Below are 19623 nucleotides of genomic sequence, written 5' to 3' on the forward strand. Positions count from 1 at the left end.
TCATAATTTATATTTATAATTATTTTTCAGTGCGAATATATTTATATACCTATGTTATTCTACTACTTCCTGCAGGTAAGTATACAAACCCTATCCTGTGTTTAAGGCCGGATTTTGATGTTTTTAATGGGGCATCAGAGTCCAGATTGCTGAGATAAAATTATTTTTTAACAACTCAGGCAAGATCCAGCCCTGAGAATAAAAACAAGAGAAATGGAATTTTCTCAATATATTTCTAAGAAGTGAAAAATAGATGTTCCTGAATGAAACCCAAATTGTAGAAAAGATCTGTGAATTTCCGACTAAACTTGGAGACATCTCCAAAAGCATCTTTGGAGGCATTAGTACCAAAAATGGTTTGATGCACAGGCTTTTCGTTCCCGAAGGAAGCGATTCTGACTCGCTTTATCTTTGTGAAGGTCTCTGTAAACCCGTAATTTTAGAACCTGAACTAATTTATCCCTATGTCTCAGGCACATTTTCCGAAAAATTTGCATTTAACTCCTCACCTTACCGTTTTATGCTGCCTTATGAACTGTCAGACAAAGGCAACAGGAAAGATGGCAGAATAATCCCTCCTGAAGAGCTGAAAGTCAGGTTCCCTATGGCATATGGGAGAATCCTGGAATTCAAAAATCAGTTCGGTCACGACAACTCTCCTCTTGAATCTGCAGACTACTATAGTGTAAGGGGCAAGAAACTCCTGGAGTACCTTGGCACTCCAAAAATCATTGCTACTGAAGGCTACCGTTTGCAGGCCGCATTTGATGCTTCCGGAAATCATGTCTTTGAGGGTGGCTGTGGTATTGTTCTTAATGACCCGGAAAAATACCCTTATGTAACTGCAGTCCTTAATAGCCAGATTGCCAGATTTTATCCAGCAGTCTGCGAGTCTGAGATGATGTACTCAAGCTCTGTAACCCCTGCAGCAATCAAACGCTTCCCAATTGTATTTCCCGAAGACAGGCTGACTGAGGATCTGATCACCAATATTTCCGGCTATCTTATGTTCCTTAGCCGGCAGAAGTATGTAGCAGGAAACGATGTTTCGGGGTGGCTCGAGGAGCTTACAGGCTTTTATGAGCAGATTTCAAACCTTCTCGTTATGGATGCTTACTTTGGAGAAGGTATTGACTCGAAACTTCTGTACGCCCTTGAAGATAATATCCACCCATATGCAGGAGATATGGAATCCGAAAACAGTGAAAGCCTTCTGAGTGTACTCTACTACATTAAGCAGAAGATTTTCGAAACCTCTTCCTTTAAAAATGATAGTTTTGACACGGAATTTTCTGGAATTCTCAGTCTCCTTTAAAAAGTGGAAAATCTGAATAACTTCTATTTGAGGTCTATTCAGAATCTCACTTTTTACTTTTTTCTCTCGAGCATTTCTAATATTTGACTTACTAGTTTTTAATCCAGAGGAAATCTCCGAGAATGCACATTTCGAACCCCTGCCAATATGGGCAAATAATGCGCGATTTCAGGTCGTTTTATTGACTCCATGTCAGAAAAATAATTTTTTTGTGCAGTATATTGGTACAAGAATGTTAGGGTTCGAAATGTGGGTGAGAAGGCTATTTTTGAATTATGCTAAGCTCAGATCCGGGCTTAAACTGTTCCTGACAGCAGTTGCGTGGTGACTACAACAGGAACTTAGATAAATTACTTTTGCTGTACATACAATTTTTTTTCATCACTTCTTTTTACTACAAAACAAACATTTTTATAGACATCATTATCTATATTAAACCACAGTTTGTTAGTTCCTGGCCTGGCAGCTACTTAATATAAAAACTAATGTGTATTTGGGGCACACACGACTGCACATGTGGGGAGCTTGAACGCAAATCTCAATAATCATTAGGAAGAGTGGGGCAAATGGAGATGTCATATAAAATAAAAATATTTTTGTTTATGTTCTTGATATTAAATTACTCATGTGCCGGAGAACTCGGAGTTTCCCGGGACACAAACAGTTCAAAAACCATCACCAATATTAATCAAGGTAATATTCTTCTTTTCGCGGGCAACTATTCTGAGAACAACGGTGTTCCGGAAAATGCCTTTGTCGCAAAGCTTCAGAAGAATGGGACTTCTGACATACTGTATTCAACAATTTACGGGACCCATGAATCAAAAGTCATTTTTGATGATTCTTCGATGGGGTTAAAATATACAACTACAAGAGACTGTTCTCCCGTTTCTTACTTCATACTTCCGGTTGTGGATCCCATCACTAATTTTGGAATAGATACATATTTAGGATATTTCAAGAAATCTTCAAAGACATACAATTTCTGTAAATGTGCTTCCATTCCTCTGATTCACTATCTTGAACAATCTAAACAGGCAGGGTCACTTTATATCTGTGGTTTTACTCCGATGGCCAAATGCACTTATCAAATTTCAATGGATATAAATACGGACGACCCTGAAAGTTTCGTTGAACTCAATAGTCCGGGTTCAAGGATGATTATTACAGAAACAGGTGACAAATCAATCTTAAAAAGCTATTATAAAGGCCCTTCCGGCGAACTTAAACATGAAACCATATCCCTGGAAAATGCCGGTGAAATATCTTATTTCAAAATAATATTTGACGGATTCAACAAAACAAATACTATTGCTGTAAATGATGGCACATGCATAGTTACTCCATTTTATGATCTTGAAAGGCAAAAATTGCCTTATGTGGATTTCTCAAACGGGTACATCAAGTTCACGGGTTTTGTCATCGGAAAAGGAACATTTCTTGATGTGAATATATATAGCATAGACCAGTATGCGGACCGAAAGTTCATAACAGCAATTGGAGATAGCAGAATGCTTGCCTTCGGGCTTGATGGGCCGCATCCGAAAAATACGACGGAACAGGGCATCAACTACCTTAAAAGCAAAGGGGATAAAGGCACAATATGGTTCGATGTAGGACATCTCAAGACGTGCAATGAAACGGATCTTGAATACCTGCGGGGTCTGGTGGAAAATGACTCATGGGATACGGGCATACACTATTCAAAAGAATTGACCCTCCTTCCCCTCGAAGAAGCATACAGATTAATGGATGAGGAGTATTGGTATGTTTATGAGACAATAGGGGAGAAGCCGACAAACTGGTGTTCTCTTAGAAATAGTGATAACATTACACACGCAATTTATGCATATGAAAACCTGGGCATGGTCTGGAGGAATGGAAACTCGGGGGTTCATGCTGAACAAAGTGTCGGAAACCTGGACGACGATACCTGGGGATGGTGGGAAACAGCGTCGTCGGCAGGGATGGCATATCCGGTTTTTACCCACCAAACCGATAAAGATCCCTCTATAGAGTACTCTATAAGCTACCCAAAATTCCAGACATGGGCTGACAACTACGATTCAAAGAATGTATCCATAGTGTCGTTTTACGAATATTACATGGTAAATAGCAATACATACGATGCATTTTTTGATTCCCTGGAATATAAGGATGATTATTTCACTTTCAAGGCAAACACAAATGGTGTCGATGCACTAATAAATGTAAATATAATTGCCGGGAACAATACGCAGGTTTACGACAATACCTCGGGTGAATTCCTCGGTTACAGGGTTGAAGGGGATAGATCAATCGCATTCCAGGTTGAAAACAACCACACTTACAACATATATCCAGGGGGCACGGAACAGTGATCATTCCACTAAATATAGAAATGCCGATATATGTTGTTTTTTTACAATAAGGCGGGAAGTCCCCTTCCTTAAATATCTGAGTTTACGAAGATTTTTGGGGGGAGTAATTGACAACATAATATTGTGATTTATCCCACAATTATTTCCCTTTTTTAATTATTTTTTTGCGGTTGTATATTGGATATAGTTGTATATTGGATATAGTTGTATATCGGGTACATAAGACTCACTATTTCCCCGGATCATTTCGTAGTATCATGAAGGAATTGCAATTTCTTCAACTCTTAACCATTTACGTCTCATGCCATTGTGTCCATGCCATTGTGTCATGCACTGAACTGTATATTTATTTTACATATATTGACTCATTTTTCGATACAACACATTTAGATTTTTGTGAAATATTTATATATATTGACCTTTTCTAACCCCTGGGGTAAAAGTGCTCTCAGGGCATAATGCTAAGTTTTCCACCTGGAATCATTGATACCGTAAAAGGTTCAGATCTTTGCTGTGCAAAAGGATTTATTTCTATGGCTCCGAATGCTGCGGGAGCCCGGGGGTCAATCCAGGCAGTTTATTCCCCTCCTTAATGCTCGAAAATTTTAACGAAAAACGATAGCTTTGAGAGAATTTTTAGCCTTTATAGAGCCGGATTAAAGGGGCTGTTTATTAGAAATTAATACGTAAGGTCCAGTTCCTTTCAGATTTTTTCTCTATGGGAACTGCATTTCCGTTTCCCTTTTTGTTTCTGGGAGCGGTTTTTAATGCTTTAAACTGGCCGGAATAAATACGTTGATGAAAAATGAAAAAGTCCGTTCATATCTAAATCCCGGACTTATAAAGAAGTGAAACCGATCATGTTCTGGAGTAAAAACAGTATTATAGATAAAGTAAGCAAGATTTTGAACACATTGGATGATATTTCAGCAGATATTTTTTGCGGGATAAATACTGATAGCGAATATCTACACAAGTTAAGCCTTTCTGATGAAAATTCTCCTGAAACCCCTTATAAATGTATGGGCCTGAACAGGGAGATAAATCTCGAACGAGAACTTGTATATCCATTTATAGACAGTGCCTTTTCTAATGAATATGCGGTCCATCCCTCCTCTTATTGTTTCATGCTACCTTACGAAATTAAAGCCGATGGCCTGAGGAAAGAATGTAGGCTCCTCGAACCTGAAGAATTGAAGGCAAGGTACCCTCTAACATATTCCAGGATTACAGATTTTAAAAACAATTTTAAACACGATTCCACTCCTCTTTCATCTACAGATTACAGTGTTGGAGGCTGCAAACTGCTGCAGTACATCAATACCCCGAAAATTGTCGTTTCGGATCATTACAGTTTGCAGGCTTCTTTTGATGCAGCAGGAAACAGTATCTTTGAAAAAGGCTGTGGAATCGTGCTTCAAGACCCTTCCAGATCTTTTTACGTTCTTGCTGCACTTAATAGTTCAATTTCAAGGGTCTTTTCCGAGATCTGCCAGAAGGACCGGCTTTGCAATGGGAGCCTTACTCCGGGAGTTTTAAGGCGTTTCCCTATTGTTTTTCCTGAAGAAAAAAACCTTGAATCTCTGATAAGCACACTTTCCAGCTATTTGACCTATATTCATGGACAGATTTACCGGACTGCTCCTCCTTACACTCCCGGAAGTGAAGACTACGAGCTTCTAAAATTCTATGAAAGACTCGTAAATCTCCTTGTGCTGGACACTTATTTTACAAAAGATCTTGATCCAAGATTCCTGGAAATTCTGGAGGGAAATATCGTGCCTTTCGGAGAGTATTCAGGGTGTGAAAACTTTGAAGTCTCCGGTTTTGAAGATTCCAGATGTTTTATGAATGAGCTGCAGGCTGTAAAGCAGAAAATCCTGGACACGCCAGATTTTGGAAAGTGCAGGTTTAACAGTGAATTTACCAATATCCTTGCAACTCTTAAAAACAATGGGGTCTGGTAAGCAAATAAATCTCAATTCCTGGAGCTTTCCTTCCAGGACTTCCACCTTTTCGGCCAGGGGGCGGGCAATGCAAAGTTTGCATTGAATCCCCTAAATATTTGTATGATAGATAAAGGGGGGATTGATTTCCGAGGTTACTGTTGTCAAACCCAAGCAACAGCCTGTGTCTTTTATCTGTAGAACGGAGCCTGCAGGTAAATAGCAGGTTAAAATGTTTAGCCTCGTATTTTTTCTTCTTTTTTCAAATCTTCATTTAGAACCAACTTTATGCGGGTTAACTCTCAGGAAAGCACATAATATAATAAGAAGAAAGATTATAATGTATGTCTAATAAGAAGAAAGGTTCTAATGTATGGAGAAATCTCACACAAAATTTAAAGATTGGGACTCCGTTAAAAGGAATGTTCGCAGGTGATGGAAAGTAAGAATACTCTGGGAAACTTAAGGATTTTCAATGTTCAGTTAATCTCTCGGTAATAAATGCTCTGAATATGCCTCTAAATAATCTGAGTACATGATCTGAAAACTCTCTAAATTATATGGATACTTAATCTGAGTGAAAACATTGTTTATTTTTGGCAGAGCAAATTTTCTGGCTCTTTATTTGGTTTTTTATTTTTATGTTTAGGATATCTATATCGTGGAAAGTATGATCTGAAACTTATTTTCGATATGCATTTCTCTCTGCATTTAATACATAAATTTATATGATAGTATTTGTTTAACTATTAAAACATCTGGTGTTTTTTTACTTCTATTTCCTGATTTCCCCCTCACATAATAATAATAATAATAATAATAATAATTGAATAAAGGAAGGTCGTAATTGAATAAAGGAAGGTCGTAATTGAATAAAGGAAGGTCGTAATTGAATAAAGGAAGGTCGTCTTATTAGCCTGCAAATCGAAACCGCTGCGTTACCCTATATGGGGGTATTAATTCTTTCAGGGCTTATATCCACCTTGCTTGCAATCAAAGCATATAATTCCTTTAATTCCCGCAGTTCGCCTTTTGCAAAGCATTTTATATTAATTATGCTCTGCATGGCTCTCTGGTCTGTGAATTATGCTTTTGAAATCGGGTTCGTGGATATTGAATATAAGTATATATTTGCCCGTCTCCAGTACCTGGGGATTGCTTTCGTTCCTGTAGCGTGGTTTTTATTTGCAGCCGAATACTCTGGAGTATGCAGGCAGTTTGCACGAAAGTATGAGAAACTGCTTTTTCTTTTTCCCTGCCTTACAATTCTGATGATGCTTACAAACAGCATCCACGGACTGTACTTTGAAGGTTTTGTTCTTGATTACTCAGGGGAATTTCCTCTCCTTGTAATTGATCATGGGCCATTTTTCTGGACTTTTTATATCTACTCCTTTGTTTTGCTAATGCTGGGAATCATTTCATTTTTCAAGCAGTTTGTCAACCTTACCGCACCTCACGGTACCCACGCAGCCATTGCCCTTACTGCAGCCTGCTTTCCAGTGCTTGCAAATATACTTCACATAGCAGATATCGGGCCCTTTGAATTTATTGATCCGACTCCCTTTTCCTTTACAATAACTGGTTTTATTCTCTTCTGGGGCACAATCCAGCATAAGTTCCTTAACATTATCCCAGTTGCCAGAGAAAGTGTGATAGAATCCATGAATGATGGGTACATTGTTGTGGACCTTTCAAACTCTATAGTGGATATTAATAAGGCCGCACTTGAACTCGCCGGAAAAGTAAGAAAAGAGGCTCTAGGGAAAAACTTAAATGGTCTTTTCGGAGAGGGAGTAGAGATTTTAGGTGATTCGTCTGAAGGAGGTTTTGGCAGGGAAATCTCACTCAAGAGCGGTTTGGAAACAAAGTTCTTCACTGTCAGTGTCAGTTCCCTTACGGCAAGGGACGATGAAGAGGGCAAGCTGGTAATGCTTCACGATATCACAGAAATATATCGGTATCAGGAAGCTTTGAAACAGGCAAACACGAAGATAAACCTCATGAGCAATATTACCAGGCACGATATTCTCAATCAGGTGAATGTAATTTCAGGGTATACCGAGTTGATCTCGGAAGTGCTTCCTCCGGATGTAAAAGAAGACCGCAGAATTTCAAAATACCTCCGAAATCTTAACAAAGGGATTGAAATAATCCATAGCCAGATCATTTTCACAAAGGATTACCAGGAACTCGGAGTTGTTTTCCCTACCTGGCAGTCTATAAGCAATATTGCAAAAGAAGCGGCATTTGCCTTTTCCGGGCAGGGATTGAAGTTTTCCATAGAGGATAACGGCCTTGAAATATATGGCGACCCCCTGCTCAAAAAAGTTTTCTACAACCTGTTTGACAATGCAAGAAACCATGGAGAGCACGTCAGCGAGATTGATGTAAGCTCTCATATAGAAGGAGAATGTGTTGTAATCGAAGTAAAGGATAACGGCATAGGGGTTCCTCCTGTCATGAAAGAGCATATTTTTGAGAAATCCGTTGGTAGAAATACCGGGCTTGGTCTTTTCCTCGTAAGAGGTATACTTTCCATTACAGGCATGGAAATTACTGAAACAGGAATCGAAGGGGAAGGCGCAAGATTTGAAATTCGCGTACCGCCGGAAAACTGGCGCAGAGCCTCTTCTCAATAATGGGTCTTGAACCTTAAACGAGAGTTTTTCAGACTGAAAACTAAAATTAAAAAAAGTTTTTGCTGCAAATGCAATGCCTATAGCTGTCCCTTCCATTATACTATCCAGTGCAGGCCCAAGAATAAAAGTCCCATAAAGGCTTCCAAGGGCGGCACCTATGGAAAAAGTAAGTGCCAGCCACTATTTCTCCTGCTTATGTTCATCGTGTTTTCCCAGTTAATTTTTTCTTCAGTTAATCTTTTCTCCCAGCCAATTTTTTTCTTCAGTTAATCTTTTCTTCCAGCTAATTTTTTTTCTTCAGTTAATTTCTACTCACCTTCTGTGAGGGTTTTTAATTTATATCTTTTTATATTCACGTTTTGTATATTATACAATAACAAATATCCTCTGAATCATTCTTTGAGTTGACATCTGAATTTCAACAATCATAACATCTCTGCATTATATCTGGTGAACAAAATGAGTGAATTTACTCTGAATACAAGATTTGGAAAGGCACTGAATGGCGAATCCCTGGATATGGTCCCTGTTTGTTCGGTAACCCAGACCGGTACTGTAGAACTTATGGAAATGACAGGAGCTTACTGGCCCCAGGCTAACTACGACTCCCACAAGATGGCGGCACTTGCCCTGGCAGGCCATGAGATTGCAGGGTTTGAGAACGTACGCTGCCCTTTTTGCACTACAGTGCTTGCAGAAACTCTGGGCTGTACGGTAGACGAAGGTAGTGTAGATATACAGCCTTATGTGACTGATTTCCCCTGTAAGAAAAAAAGTGATGTTAAGGAGATTTCAGTCCCCGGTTCGCTTCTTGAAAGCAGGCGAATAGCGACAGTTCTGGATGTGGTTGAAATTATGAAGACTAAAGTCGGGAAAGATGTTCCTGTTGTTGCGGGGCTCGTGGGTCCCGCTGGACTTGCCTCTATGCTTGCGGGCATGAAAAATTACCTTATGTGGTTTGTGACAAATCCGGAAGTTGTTGAGGAACTGATGGGAACTCTGACCGAAGTCTGCATTGAATATGCAAATGGTTTGCTGGAGAGGGGTGCAGATGCAATAGTGCTTATAGACTCAGAAGCCGGGCCGGATATTATTGCTCCTCAGATGTTTGAAACGTCTGTTTTTTCACTCCATAAGAAATTCTGCAGAGAGGTCCCAGGTTTAAAAATCCTCCATATGTGTGGGGACGCCACAGCCGTTCTTGACCCTGTGGCAAACGCCGGGTTTGAAGGAATCAGTATTGAAGAAAAGGTGGATGTAAGTTTTGCAAAGAGAATTGTGGGCAACCGGGTACGCCTGATCGGAAATGTATCTCCCTCTGATACCCTGCTGACAAAAGGGCCTGAAGAGGTTATAATTGAAGCCCGGGCATGCCTTGAAGACGGAATCGATATTCTTGCTCCGGGCTGTGGGCTTGCTCCCCATACTCCACTCGAGAATCTAAAAGCGCTTTTCAGGGCAAGAGATGAGTTTCACTCATTGTGAATCTTCCGGAGGGACTCGCGGAAAGGGACTGGGTTTTTGTTCTTTTAGAAGGCTCGGGGGAGTTCCTCCATTTCTTTTTCTGGAAGTTTCTCCGAGTCATTAAGACTTATTATCACTGCAGAGCCCATAATTAAAGCACAACCTGCAAGAGTTTTCAAAGACAGTGCAATTCCAAGCACAGCTATATCAAAAAATACTCCGCTGACAGGTTCTATCAGGGAAAGAAGGCTTCCTGTCTGGGCTTTAAGACTAGCGAGCCCGAGAACTGTAAAGATCTCCCCGAAACCGATGGATACTATCCCGAAAGCAGCAAGCACTTTCAGGTTGCTGTACAGGACAGCCGGAGATACTTCGAATGCGAAGGGGCTTAGCAGCAAAAAAGCAATTCCCATGGGCCAGAAGACGATTGCAATTTCCGGGTATTCTGTTTTTAAAACTTTTACGTTCAGGATCAGAGCCGCAAAGACAACTCCCGAAAGCAGTCCCGCTATTATGCCCAGCATATAGGAGCCGGTAAGTTCGATGCCTGAAAGCCCACCTTCGGGCCTGACTATAAGAAATACTCCTGTGATTGCGATGAAGAGGGCAGCTATACTTTCCTTTCCTATTTTCTCATTCAGGAGAAAAGGGGAAGCCAGCATTACATATATTGGGGCTGTATACTGGAGTAGAATTGCAATGGATACGCAGGTAATCTTCAGGCAGGCAAAATAGAGCAGCATGCACATAACCACGAGTACTCCCTGCAAGAACAGGCTTCCTTTCTTTTTCTTTAACCTGAGGTCCGAGGTTTTCCCTCTCACAATTATATATATAGAAAGAAACAGAAGCCCGAAGAACAATCTGTAAAAGATTACTGGAGAAATAGCCATATCATGGATACGGGAAAGAAAAAGCCCGTTCATGCTGTAGAACACACAGCCTAAAATCACGGCCATATGCGCTTTTTTGCTCTCCAGAAACATTCTGCATCATATACTTATAGAATTTATATATCTATTGGATATGCATCTGTTGAAAAATATGCATAAGAAGTTAAGACCGGGTAAAGGTGGCTAATTCAAATGACGTCTTCCTCCGAAAATGGTCCTAAAGTGGTCAGGGATAGAATCCCGGAAATTATCCGGAATTCAGGCAGAGAATGTGCCGTAAAAGAGCTTTCAGATCCTGAATTTCTTGTTGAGCTGGAAAGTAAGCTTGGAGAAGAACTGACTGAGTATCTTGAGAGCAAAGAGCTTGAGGAGCTTGCCGACCTGCTTGAAATTATCTCTCGAATAGCAGAACTCCGGGGTTCTTCAAAAGAGAACCTTGAGGCTCTCAGGCTGCAGAAAAAACTGGAAAAGGGAGGGTTTGAAAAGAACCTGCTCCTGCTCAACCCGCCTGAATAAAAATGCCTTCCTCCTGAGTTCCCTGCTGCTTCAGGAGAATTTTCTCGTGTGGTTTTCAGACCTGAAAGTGCCGAAGTAATTGAGAAACACGGTGTCCAGATGCTTTCTTCCTGCATCTTTTTTTCTGCTTTTTTTCTTTCGCGTTATCCGAGTTCGAAACTCGTTACCCCATAAACCCCGTCAAGCTCTATATCAGGTTCTTTTCGGCTGTACATGCGGATAGTTTTGAACATCACATTCATGTGGTATCTTTTTGCTATTTCCATTGCTTTTTTATTAGGTTCGGGGACATCAAGATAAATGGTTTCCTCAGGAACTGAAGCTCTAAGAGCCCTGAATATTTTCTCTGCCGCAGCCTGGTCGTCTGCGAAAAGAGGGCCTATCTTATATCCTGTCCTGCACTTCCTGATAACGCCGTACCCTTTCAGGTCACCTTTTTCCAGGGCCGCAAAGGCGGAAGAGTCGGGTTGATTTACCCATTTCTCAAGAAAGCCGGGCCTTGGGGCAGGAAACATCTTCCTGTCGTAGGCAAGCAGTTTTTCAAAGGGGACTTTCGAGATCTTTACAAGTCCATCCGGGACTTTTCCTCCTCCCCTGCCTTCAAAACGCAGGTTGCTGTAAGAAGATCTGAATTTCATAACCTGCTGGTATTTCTTTTCGTTTTCCACAACCCCATCTAGCCCGATGTTCCTGTCTTCCAGATATTCCAGGCATTTTTCGGTCAGTTTCATTCCGATGCCTTTTTTCCTGAATTCGGGTTTGACTACATAGAGCCCGAAAAACCCGAAAGAATCATCATAAGCGACAGCAGAAGCACAGCCTATGGGCTTGCCTTCCACCTCTGCAATAAAAAAGCCTTCGTGATCTGCTTCGTAAAAAAGTTCTCCGTCATGGATGCCAGGGTTCCAGCCTTCCGCATTTGCCATCCTAATTGCGAATTCGGCTTCTCCCCGGCTCATTTTTCGGATTTCAAGTTCTTTTTCTTTTTCCGAATCTTTATCCATGACAGTTTATATTCTCACTTTCTATTTATTTTTTAAGTATCTACCATTTATCTATTTTTCTGCCGAATATCAGAGTTTGCAGAGGTTAAAGTTTTCTTCTCCTGTTCTTCCCTGAAGTTGCTATAAGGTAAGCCGCTATAACCGCACCTGATGCGGGATAGATGCCCAGAGGGGATTCTTTTGCTCCGGCGTCGCCTCCCGTTTCTGCTCCGCCGGTCTCGGAAGCGTCTTCTGTGAACATGAAGATGTCCATGGTGCCTTTGCGCTTGTCCTGCCAGACTATCCGGTTGCCATCTATTGCAGGGTTGCTCTCATATTCAGATACAGTGGAAACTGTCTTTTCCTTCCCCGTGGCTATGTCGTATATAATGATGTTTGTTCCCTTAATCCTCCCGTCAGCCCATACTATTCTTCCGTCTGCGATAGCAGGGGTTTTCTGTGGGGAGGGGTCAATACAAACAGGTATTTCTTTTTTGTTTGAAAGGTCATACATGTAGATATCAAGGTTTCCGGCGCGCCTGTCCTCCCAGACAATGTAGTTTCCTTCAATGACAGGGTTTGCCTGATCTGCGGATTCCGTAACCACGGGGCTTTCTTTGCCTGTACTGATATCGTACATGTAGATATTGTCATAATCGTTGCGTGTATCTTTCCAGACAATGATATTCCCCGAGATCGCAGGCTGGCTCTGATCTGCCTTATCTGTTGTTATCCGGGTTTCCTTTTTGGTGGTGATGTCATACATGTAAATGTCAGTATCCTGATTCCTGCGGTCTGTCCAGACAATTATGTCACCTGAAATTGCCGGCTCTTTCTGGTCTGTCCTGTCCGAAGTAATCTGGGTTTTGGTCTTGGAGTCAATATCGTACAGATAAATATCATAGTTGCCCCTATTCTCGTCTGAGAACACAATGCGGTTGCCTGAGATTGCCGGTTCGATTTCGTCTTTTGATCCCGCGAACAGGGCAGATTCGGTCCTTCCTACGGACATGTCGTACATATAAATATCCCAGTTTCCGTCCCGTTCATCCTGCCAGATAATGTAATCCCCTGAGATCACAGGGCTGATCTGGTGACTAATAGCCGAGTTTACTTCCTGCTCGGTCCCTTTCAAAGCCTCGCTGGCAGCTGAACCTACGAATGCGCTCAGTACTATGAATAAAACAACCGAAATAAGTATAATTGAAAATTTTTTGTGCTTCAATATCTCACTTCCAATATTCCCGCTTGAGTTTCAGTATGGGTTTTTTGAGTATAGATACTTTCAACTTTGAATTAAATTTCTGTTTAACTCTCTTATTTTTTCCAGCTAAAGTATTTTCCAGCATAGAATATTTCCAATAGCTGGGTAATCTCTAAAGAATATATATCTCCCATAGTTTTTAGTGGTTTCCTGTAATTTAGTGTTTTCTTTATTTGAGGGGGAACTTCTTTAAAGTTCAATTCAAGATCTTGCGCTAATTTCAAAATCTTGCGCTAATTTCAAAATCTTGCGCTCAATTCAAGGTTCAGTCCTACTTCTTAAAGTTAAATCTTCTCAAGCTCAACTTTATTTCTTGTCAGTTTTGCCAGGTTTTCAATAAATTTATCTTCAAAAATCTTTCTTATGTTAAAAATAAATTCGACGGTATCAGAATATTTTTCGTCCTCTACTTTTCCGTGTTCCTCAATGAGATTCTTAATCTTTTGAATCTCCGGATATCCGAAACGTATCCTGAACCTTACCTCTTCAAAGACCTCTACAGTACCTGCCTCTTCAATAGCTGAAATTGCTGTTTCCCTGTACGCTCTGGAAAGCCCCCCAAAGCCCAGCTTTATTCCCCCAAAGTACCGGGTCACAACCACAGCTGTATTATAGAGCCCTTTTGATTCGATAACCTTAAAAACGGGCTTTCCGGAGCTGCCTGCAGGTTCTCCGTCGTCATCGTATTTGAGGGCAAAGGAACCCTCTTTTTTTATAAAATAGGCTGAAACATTATGATTTGCATCTCTATGCATCTCTTTTATTTCATTTATGAAAGCTTTTGCTTCGGTTTCATCTTTTACATGCCTGGCATATCCTATAAATCTGGAGTTTTTGAATTCTCTTTGAGCCCTGCCAGAGCTTCTCAGGGTTTTATAGTTATTCAGGGTCTTATCCTCAGCACTTCTTTTTTAACTAGTTTTACACTTGAGGCTTTTAAGTTTTGCATCTGCGCGCCGGATGAACATTGTGATGTCTTTAAATTATTTTGTGCTGCTAGCTGGCTCGTTTTTTATCCCACACTGCACATATTTCATCACATCACATTATCTGTATACATACATTCATAATCATTCTAAAACAACACCTGTGTAAATTCATTGTTTATAATAAATTGTCAATATGGGCGATAAATTTCTGAACCTCGTATACTTTTGCTCTCTTATTTTTTCACCAAATAGAAAAGTTTTAATGCCATTGGTGTTTCAAACATAAATATCTCATATAAAGTCTCATCAATTATTATGAGATGGGTGTAAAAAAGGAAGAGAACTATTAGAGGTAATATTAATGAAAAAAATGTTTAAGATTATTGCAATGCTCCTTGTAATTACTACTGTTGTCTTTGCAGCCGGCTGTGCTGACAAGACTGCAGAAGAAGGAGCTTCAGAAGAAGTGACCGATGAAACCGTAGTAGCAGACGATGGTGGGAATGTAGAAGAAGGGGCAGCTGACGTCCTTGCTGACGAAAATGTCACTGTTGACGAAAACGTTACTGATGACGAAAATGTCACTGTTGACGAAAATGTCACCTTTGACGAAAATGTCACTGTTGACGAGAATGTCACTGTTGACGAAAACGTCACTGATGACGAAAACGTCACTGATGACGAACCTGTAGTTGAATAAGCTACAGGAAACTAAATAAATATTACAAATTACAATCCGCCAATGTAGCCTTTGGGGCTACACATTTCTTTTTTTGAAATACCGGTATTATCAGTTTATAGCCGTGTAAAATTACAATAAGGTATTTTTATAAAATCCCCGCACCAGAGCTTTTCTTCTGTTTTTCGGTCTCAAACCCGGAAGTACCAGATATAATCATGCAAAAACTGGGATTACGTGGTAAATATTGAGCTCATTGAAATCTTTTGAAGATATCAGTTTTTCAGATGAAATACAGTTTTTCAGATGAAATATCTACTAATAGTTCTCTGGGCAAATCCAAATCAATATCAACATCTGTCTTATTCGAACCCAGGCGATTATTATAAATTTCTTTTACTTGTTTCCGGCGTGCGCTCAAACTTTTTTGCCCTTTCCTGAATTTATACCTGAACTTTCCACTCATATGGAGGATTCACACAGAGTTTTTCAAGAGCATTAAGCAGGATTCCCCCTACTTCAGTGGGTGGATGAATGCGTAATCTCTCTTTATTTTCTTTTTCAGTAATCATTATTATGCCCCCGCTGCGTATATTGTATCAGATAGCCTCAACACTTCCATAGCGGAGTAGGGCACTGCAATAAGTAGATAACAGCTTAAGTTGAGTCTACTGTCATTGGAAACGGTTCTATCTGGTAGAGGTTGGCAACAACCCCGCCGAAAGTAACCTTTGAAGCGTCTCGATAGAACTGGGCTGCTATTCTGGCAAGAGAATCCAGGAGTGGTTCTTTCCCGGTCAACCAGCCATACGTATAAATGATCCATAACAGCGGGGATATACAAGCCCGTTACTTTAGTGATGGGTAGTTAACTGGCGAACTCAGTTTTATTAACTTTCAGGCTTTTCTATTTAAGTTCTTTTTTCATTTTATAAGACTCCTCTTTACGATCTGAAGAAATTAATTTAAACTCCAAAACTATTAATCTTTTGTTTTACTATTTATAAAAGTTTAATTATTTTACATACTCAATATTAAGGAAGAGTTCTCAGAGGTACTGATATGCAGAAACTGTTAAAGACCATTGCACTGCTCCTTGTTATTACGACTGTTGTCTTTGCAGCCGGTTGTGCCGGGCAGAGTAAAGAAAATGCAACAGAAGGGGCCGTCGAAGAAGCCACCGAAGAAAGTGTTTCAGCTGAAAACGGATCTGATGCTGTTTTCCGCTCTTCTGACGGAGAAATGCCCACCTACGTTGTAGGCACTGAAGCCCAGTTCCCACCCTTTGAAATCGTGGATTCTAAGGGAAAGGTGATCGGTTTTGACGTTGATCTCATGAACGCGATTGCTGAAGACCAGGGCTTTAAAGTTGAGTATCTTGACCAGGACTTTGCCGGCCTGATCCCGGCTCTCCAGACCGGAAATGTTGACATTATTGCCTCAGGCATGACAATCACCGAGGAACGTGAAGAAGAGGTTGACTTCAGTGAACCTTATATCAACGCAGGCCTGGCTCTTGCCGTGCTCACTGGCAATGAAGACATTCAGAGTGTTGACGACCTGAAGGGCAAGACGGTTTCTGTCCAGACCGGATCCACCGGGTTCCTGAAGGCAGAAGAGCTCCAGAAAGCCGGAATCATTGCTGAGATCAAGGACTTCCCCCATGTAAATGAAGCCATTGAAGAACTCAAGATCGGTGGTGCCGATGTAATGATAAATGACCTGCCTGTCACCGACGCTTTCATCGCAGCCCAGCCCGGTGTAATCAAGATTGTTGGCGAGCCCCTTAACAGTGAAGACTATGGCTTTGCCGTCCGCACTGGCAACACTGAACTTCTGACCAAAATCAATGCCGGCCTTGAGAACGTCAAAGCCAGTGGCAAGTACGATGAACTTCTGGCAGACCTGCCCAACTACATGGAAGAATAAATCTAAGAGTAAATCTAACTGTAACTCGAGAGCCTGGCACATTTTGTGCTGCTCTCCTATCTTTTTTCTTTTTACTTCTACTCTTTTTATCTTATTTCTTCAATAATCGTTCAAATCTTTTGATTTTCGGTTTGCTTGAATTATCTGGGCTCTCAGTTCCAAAATATGCCCACTGATATCTTTGTTGCAAATGATTGGTTTTATATAATGGAAAAGTGTTTTCAATTATATATTTCTGTAAAACGCGTATTTGCACTGGATGCAGCTTTATATACCCATGCTCTAAAGGTATTGCTGCAGTCCATTTGCAGAGATATTTGTTGAAGAGGAACCCCCATTCCGGTTGCATCTGGATGGTTGTATACTGAGATCCAAAGTCTGAGCTAACCATCTTCCACAGATTAATTATTTAAATTAAGTAATCTGCCTTATATATCATAAATAATTGAGGTTATAGTTTGTCTCTTTTAGCGTCCTACCTTGAACACGCTATTAATGTGTTTCCGAGTTTGTTGCGGGGTGCGGTAATCACCATAGAGGTCACTACCTTTGCGATATTTTTCGGGTTAATTTTGGGGACAATTGCAGCTTTCGGAAAGCTCTCTAAAAGATCGGTATTCAAAATTCCGAGTACAATGTATGTCGATTTTATCCGGGGCACCCCTCTTTTCGTACAGATCCTGCTTTTTTACTACGGAATCCCGGGCCTTATTATCGGGATTACAGGAGATCCTTTCAGGATCGACCCGATTATCGCGGGTATTGCCGTATGCAGTATCAACAGTGGGGCTTACAATGCTGAGATTGTACGCGCAGGCATCAAATCCGTTGACAGAGGTCAGATGGAAGCCGCCCGTTCTCTGGGTATGACCGAAGGGCAGGCAATGAGGGAAGTTATTATGCCGCAGGCTGTAAGGCTGATTATCCCTCCCCTCGGAAACGAGTTTATCGCCCTTTTGAAAGATTCGTCCCTGCTTGCAGTCATCAGCGTTCACGAGCTTTCCAAGAACGGAATGCTTTATGTCTCAAAGACCTTTGCTGCTTTCCCGACATACATTTCAGTTGCCCTTGTGTACTTTGCCCTGACCATGGGAATTTCCCGCGTGCTTAATTACATTGAGAGGAGGCTTGGCGTAAGTGATAGAAGTGAATAACCTCCACAAAAGTTTCGGAAGCCTGAAAGTCCTTAAAGGAATTACAGAAAAAGTTGAAGAGAGCGAAGTGGTCTGCGTGATAGGCCCCTCAGGTTCCGGAAAAAGTACCTTCCTCCGCTGCCTGAATCTTCTTGAAACCCCTACCTCGGGAGACATCTGGATCGAGGGGAAAAAGGTCACTGACCCTAAAGTGGACATCAATAAGATCCGCGAAGAAGTTGGAATGGTCTTCCAGCGCTTCAACCTCTTCCCCCACATGACGGCTCTTAAAAACGTAGCCATTGCCCCTATGAAGGTCCGTGGCCTTCCGGAAAAAGAAGCTTACGACCGCGCCCATGACCTTCTGAAAAAAGTAGGGCTCGAAGACAAGGCAAATGTGTACCCTAGTTCCCTTTCCGGAGGCCAGCAGCAGAGGGTTGCAATCGCACGGGCCCTTGCCATGCGCCCTAAGGTAATGCTCTTTGACGAGCCCACCTCCGCGCTTGACCCCGAGATGGTCGGAGAAGTCTTAAACGTCATGAAAGACCTGGCAAAAGAAGGCATGACAATGATAGTTGTGACCCACGAAATGGGCTTTGCCAGAGAAGTTGGGGACCGCGTTCTCTTTATGGATGACGGCATCATAGTCGAAAAAGGCACACCCGAAGAAATCTTCCATAATGCCCGGAACGAGAGGACAAAGTCATTTTTGAGTAAGATTCTGTAATGAAATTTTGTAATAAGATTTTGTATCTCATTAATTTCCTGAGTGGGTTTTGATTAATTGATTTCTTGATCTATCAGGGATTCAGGAGTGCGTTTTTCCGTTTTTTCTCTCCGCCGCGCGGGCTCTTTGCCAACCTGCCAGCCAGATAAATAATAAATTAAAATCCAGTGCCGCAATTAAGAGAGATAAAAGGAGATACGAGATAAAGCAGAAAGGAAGTAAAAAAGAAGCAGAAAGTTATTTGTTTCCCGGGTAACTATTATGTATTAGTTTCTTGCAGGTGTAATCAAGTTTCTTGCAGGTGTCGTCATTCGTTTTTGCTTTAGGGTTTTTTCTCATCTTTTCTCTTTTCTGTCTTTTTGGGAAAGACCAGTTGAGGCTAATAAGGTTTCATTGGGACAAAGATCTATACTTTCACCCTTTAAACAATGGTTTTAGCTTATACTCATTATTTTTATGGAATGGTTTCCCTTATTCAGCATTATTGTTACTGAGGCCAAAAAATGAAAGAAACCCTGAAAGCCTACCTCGATCTCACCCGTGCTCATTTCCTTCCTGCCTGGCCCCTTATTTTCTGCTCCGGGCTTGTGCTTGCTTTTGCTAATTACGGTGGCTTTTCCTGGACGCTAATTATCAAGGCTGCCCTGATCGGTCTGCTGGGGTTCGAAGCCGGTTTTGTGCTCAACGATTATGTGGACCGGAACCGGGATAAGCTGGATGTGGAAAATACCATGACAAGGTACTGGAGACCTTTTAAAGAGAGGCCTCTTCCTTCAGGCAAGATCTCTTCAAAAAATGCCTTCTGGCTGTTTATCCTGCTTGCAGGGATTACTTCTGCCCTTA

At 41.2% G+C, this 19623-nt stretch carries 18 protein-coding genes; 11 read left to right on the plus strand and 7 right to left on the minus strand.

All coding sequences use genetic code 11. From position 1 onward, the window contains the following. Positions 1-253: 253 nt before the first annotated feature. The 5 genes from PHF18_RS05490 to mtaA all read left to right on the plus strand — a co-directional run bounded on the left by PHF18_RS05490 (position 254) and on the right by mtaA (position 9748). The gene (locus PHF18_RS05490; RefSeq protein WP_300099430.1) at positions 254-1315 is read left to right on the plus strand and encodes a hypothetical protein; all 1062 of its coding nucleotides are present in this window, start codon (positions 254-256) and stop codon (positions 1313-1315) included. A gap of 602 nt (positions 1316-1917) precedes the next feature. Then, the gene (locus PHF18_RS05495) at positions 1918-3675 is read left to right on the plus strand and encodes a hypothetical protein (RefSeq protein ID WP_300099432.1); all 1758 of its coding nucleotides are present in this window, start codon (positions 1918-1920) and stop codon (positions 3673-3675) included. Positions 3676-4580: 905 nt separating this feature from the next. Next, complete coding sequence (locus PHF18_RS05500; protein ID WP_300099435.1) at positions 4581-5642, plus strand: hypothetical protein; 1062 nt, start codon at positions 4581-4583, stop codon at positions 5640-5642. A 926-nt stretch (positions 5643-6568) separates the two neighbouring features. Continuing rightward, positions 6569-8263 (plus strand): histidine kinase N-terminal 7TM domain-containing protein, encoded by a 1695-nt coding sequence (locus tag PHF18_RS05505; RefSeq protein ID WP_300099440.1) that lies wholly within the window; start codon positions 6569-6571, stop codon positions 8261-8263. Between the two features lie 459 nt (positions 8264-8722). Beyond that, positions 8723-9748, plus strand: coding sequence for a methylcobamide:CoM methyltransferase MtaA (mtaA, locus tag PHF18_RS05510; protein ID WP_300099443.1), 1026 nt, complete (start codon positions 8723-8725; stop codon positions 9746-9748). A 44-nt stretch (positions 9749-9792) separates the two neighbouring features. Here the strand turns inward: mtaA and PHF18_RS05515 are convergent, their stop codons facing one another. Next, positions 9793-10713: an EamA family transporter gene (locus tag PHF18_RS05515; protein WP_300099446.1), complete on the minus strand. Its 921-nt coding sequence runs from the start codon at positions 10711-10713 to the stop codon at positions 9793-9795. 99 nt (positions 10714-10812) lie between these two features. Here PHF18_RS05515 and PHF18_RS05520 point away from each other — a divergent pair, with 99 nt between their 5' ends. Then, positions 10813-11136 carry a nucleoside triphosphate pyrophosphohydrolase gene (locus PHF18_RS05520; protein ID WP_300099450.1) on the plus strand — a complete coding sequence of 108 codons (324 nt, stop codon included), beginning with the start codon at positions 10813-10815 and terminating at the stop codon, positions 11134-11136. 143 nt (positions 11137-11279) lie between these two features. Here the strand turns inward: PHF18_RS05520 and PHF18_RS05525 are convergent, their stop codons facing one another. The 4 genes from PHF18_RS05525 to PHF18_RS05540 form a co-directional block, all read right to left on the minus strand. Beyond that, complete coding sequence (locus tag PHF18_RS05525) at positions 11280-12140, minus strand: GNAT family N-acetyltransferase (protein ID WP_300099454.1); 861 nt, start codon at positions 12138-12140, stop codon at positions 11280-11282. Between the two features lie 85 nt (positions 12141-12225). Continuing rightward, positions 12226-13344, minus strand: a complete 1119-nt coding sequence (locus PHF18_RS05530; protein ID WP_300099457.1) for a hypothetical protein — start codon at positions 13342-13344, stop codon at positions 12226-12228. A gap of 92 nt (positions 13345-13436) precedes the next feature. Further along, the gene (locus tag PHF18_RS05535; RefSeq protein WP_300099459.1) at positions 13437-13583 is read right to left on the minus strand and encodes a hypothetical protein; all 147 of its coding nucleotides are present in this window, start codon (positions 13581-13583) and stop codon (positions 13437-13439) included. An 84-nt stretch (positions 13584-13667) separates the two neighbouring features. Continuing rightward, the gene (locus PHF18_RS05540) at positions 13668-14270 is read right to left on the minus strand and encodes a YigZ family protein (protein ID WP_367279148.1); all 603 of its coding nucleotides are present in this window, start codon (positions 14268-14270) and stop codon (positions 13668-13670) included. A 403-nt stretch (positions 14271-14673) separates the two neighbouring features. Between PHF18_RS05540 and PHF18_RS05545 the strand changes: the two genes are divergently transcribed. Beyond that, on the plus strand, positions 14674-15012 hold the full coding sequence (locus tag PHF18_RS05545; protein WP_300099462.1) for a hypothetical protein: 339 nt from the start codon (positions 14674-14676) through the stop codon (positions 15010-15012). 422 nt (positions 15013-15434) lie between these two features. Here PHF18_RS05545 and PHF18_RS05550 read toward each other — a convergent pair whose 3' ends face one another. Next, a complete protein-coding gene (locus PHF18_RS05550; protein WP_300099464.1) occupies positions 15435-15563 on the minus strand; it encodes a hypothetical protein in 129 nt (42 codons plus the stop codon). Between the two features lie 85 nt (positions 15564-15648). Next, positions 15649-15792, minus strand: coding sequence for a hypothetical protein (locus tag PHF18_RS05555; RefSeq protein WP_300099467.1), 144 nt, complete (start codon positions 15790-15792; stop codon positions 15649-15651). A gap of 261 nt (positions 15793-16053) precedes the next feature. On the opposite strand from PHF18_RS05555, the gene PHF18_RS05560 reads away from it, so the two are divergent. From PHF18_RS05560 to PHF18_RS05575, 4 genes are all read left to right on the plus strand, one after another. Further along, a complete protein-coding gene (locus PHF18_RS05560; RefSeq protein WP_300099470.1) occupies positions 16054-16920 on the plus strand; it encodes a basic amino acid ABC transporter substrate-binding protein in 867 nt (288 codons plus the stop codon). Between the two features lie 458 nt (positions 16921-17378). Then, on the plus strand, positions 17379-18074 hold the full coding sequence (locus tag PHF18_RS05565; RefSeq protein WP_300099473.1) for an amino acid ABC transporter permease: 696 nt from the start codon (positions 17379-17381) through the stop codon (positions 18072-18074). Further along, complete coding sequence (locus PHF18_RS05570; protein WP_300099476.1) at positions 18058-18780, plus strand: amino acid ABC transporter ATP-binding protein; 723 nt, start codon at positions 18058-18060, stop codon at positions 18778-18780. Before PHF18_RS05565 ends, PHF18_RS05570 begins: the two co-directional genes overlap by 17 nt. Before the next feature lie 503 nt (positions 18781-19283). Continuing rightward, the coding region (locus PHF18_RS05575) for a UbiA family prenyltransferase (protein WP_300099479.1) at positions 19284-19623 on the plus strand (340 nt) is incomplete at its 3' end.

The sequence above is a fragment of the Methanosarcina sp. genome (assembly GCF_028693135.1).
GTDB lineage: Archaea > Halobacteriota > Methanosarcinia > Methanosarcinales > Methanosarcinaceae > Methanosarcina.

Excerpts from the sequence above, each read along its gene's own strand:
- PHF18_RS05515 (WP_300099446.1), bottom strand. The coding sequence starts at position 10,713 with ATGTTTCTGGAGAGCAAAAAAGCGCATATGGCCGTGATTTTAGGCTGT.
- PHF18_RS05505 (WP_300099440.1), top strand. The coding sequence starts at position 6,569 with ATGGGGGTATTAATTCTTTCAGGGCTTATATCCACCTTGCTTGCAATC.
- PHF18_RS05550 (WP_300099464.1), bottom strand. The coding sequence starts at position 15,563 with ATGATTACTGAAAAAGAAAATAAAGAGAGATTACGCATTCATCCACCC.
- PHF18_RS05495 (WP_300099432.1), top strand. The coding sequence starts at position 1,918 with ATGTTCTTGATATTAAATTACTCATGTGCCGGAGAACTCGGAGTTTCC.
- PHF18_RS05490 (WP_300099430.1), top strand. The coding sequence starts at position 254 with ATGTTCCTGAATGAAACCCAAATTGTAGAAAAGATCTGTGAATTTCCG.
- PHF18_RS05560 (WP_300099470.1), top strand. The coding sequence starts at position 16,054 with ATGCAGAAACTGTTAAAGACCATTGCACTGCTCCTTGTTATTACGACT.
- PHF18_RS05525 (WP_300099454.1), bottom strand. The coding sequence starts at position 12,140 with ATGGATAAAGATTCGGAAAAAGAAAAAGAACTTGAAATCCGAAAAATG.
- mtaA (WP_300099443.1), top strand. The coding sequence starts at position 8,723 with ATGAGTGAATTTACTCTGAATACAAGATTTGGAAAGGCACTGAATGGC.
- PHF18_RS05545 (WP_300099462.1), top strand. The coding sequence starts at position 14,674 with ATGAAAAAAATGTTTAAGATTATTGCAATGCTCCTTGTAATTACTACT.
- PHF18_RS05520 (WP_300099450.1), top strand. The coding sequence starts at position 10,813 with ATGACGTCTTCCTCCGAAAATGGTCCTAAAGTGGTCAGGGATAGAATC.